The organism is Synechococcus sp. H55.10, from assembly GCF_047502715.1.
In the GTDB taxonomy this organism is placed as follows: Bacteria; Cyanobacteriota; Cyanobacteriia; order Thermostichales; family Thermostichaceae; genus Thermostichus.
In genome coordinates, this window is the sequence record NZ_JANSJJ010000005.1 from 1 (window position 1) to 1,687 (window position 1,687).

The 1,687-nt window shown below is 65.2% G+C and carries 1 pseudogene; it reads left to right on the plus strand.

Annotated elements, in window-relative coordinates:
* Positions 1 to 1,687 (plus strand): annotated as a pseudogene (locus NW858_RS00595) (DNA-directed RNA polymerase subunit beta'); the annotation flags it as partial.

Genomic DNA, 1,687 nt, shown 5'->3' on the forward strand with positions numbered 1-1,687 from the left:
GATGGAGAGCTTCATCGAGTCGGGCAACCGGCCGGAATGGATGGTGATCACCGTCCTGCCGGTGTTGCCGCCCGATCTGCGGCCGCTGGTGCCGCTCGACGGCGGGCGCTTCGCCACCTCCGACCTCAACGACCTCTACCGCCGGGTGATCAACCGCAACAACCGCCTCAAGCGGCTGCTGGAGCTCAACGCGCCGGACATCATCGTCCGCAACGAGAAGCGGATGCTGCAGGAGGCGGTGGATGCGCTGATGGACAACGGTCGCCGCGGCCGGGCGATCACCGGCAACAACAAGCGGGCGCTCAAGTCGCTGGCCTACATGATCAAGGGCAAGCAGGGGCGCTTCCGCCAGAACCTGCTCGGCAAGCGCGTCGATTACTCCGGCCGTTCGGTGATCGTCGTCGGTCCCACGCTCAAGCTGCACCAGTGCGGCCTGCCGAAGAAGATGGCGCTCGAGCTGTTCAAGCCGTTCATCTACTCCAAGCTCGAGAAGTACAACCTCGCCACCACCATCAAGGCCGCCAAGCGGATGGTGGAGAAGGAGCGGCCGGAGGTCTGGGACATCCTCGAGGAGGTGATCCGCGAGCACCCGGTGCTCCTGAACCGCGCGCCGACGCTGCACCGCCTCGGCATCCAGGCCTTCGAGCCGGTGCTGATCGAGGGCAAGGCGATCCAGCTCCATCCCCTGGTCTGCACGGCGTTCAACGCCGACTTCGACGGCGACCAGATGGCGGTGCACGTGCCGCTGTCGCTGGAGGCGCAGCTCGAGGCCCGGGCGCTGATGATGTCCACCAACAACATCCTCGGCCCGGCCAACGGCGATCCGATCATCGTCCCCACCCAGGACGTGATCCTCGGGCTCTACTACATGACCCGGGAGCTGATCAACCGCCGGGGCGAGGGGATGGTGTTCGCCAACGTGGCCGAAGCGCGCCGCGCCTACGAGAGCGGTGCGGCCGAGCTTCATGCCAAGGTCAAGGTGCGCATCACCGAGACGGTGATCGGCGAGGATGGTTCGCGTTCACAGAAGACCTCGCTCTACGACACCACCATCGGCCGCGCGATCCTCTCCGAGATCCTGCCCAAGGGGTTGCCCTTCGAGCTGATGAACTGCGAGCTCAACAAGAAGGCGGTCTCGCGGCTGATCAACGCCTGCTACCGCAAGCTCGGGCTCAAGGACACGGTGGTCTTCGCCGACCAGCTGATGTACACCGGCTTCCGCTTCTCGACCAAGGCCGGGATCTCGATCGGCATCGACGACATGGTGATCCCGGAAGAGAAGGCGCTGATCCTCGCCCAGGGCGAGCGCGAGGTGCTGGAGATCCAGGAGCAGTATCAGAACGGTCTGGTCACCCAGAACGAGCGCTACAACAAGGTGGTGGACATCTGGTCGCGGATCGGTGAGCAGGTGTCGCGGGCGCTGATGCAGGCGATCGGCGTGGAAAAGGTGAAGACTGCGGATGGCCGCGTGGTCGAGCAGAAGTCGATGAACCCGGTGTTCATCATGGCCGACTCCGGTGCCCGCGGCTCCGCGGCGCAGATCCGTCAGCTCGCCGGCATGCGCGGACTGATGGCCAAGCCCGATGGCTCGATCATCGAGACGCCGATCAAGGCCAACTTCCGCGAGGGGCTCGACGTCCTGCAGTACTTCATCTCGACCCACGGCGCGCGCAAGGGTCTGGCCGAT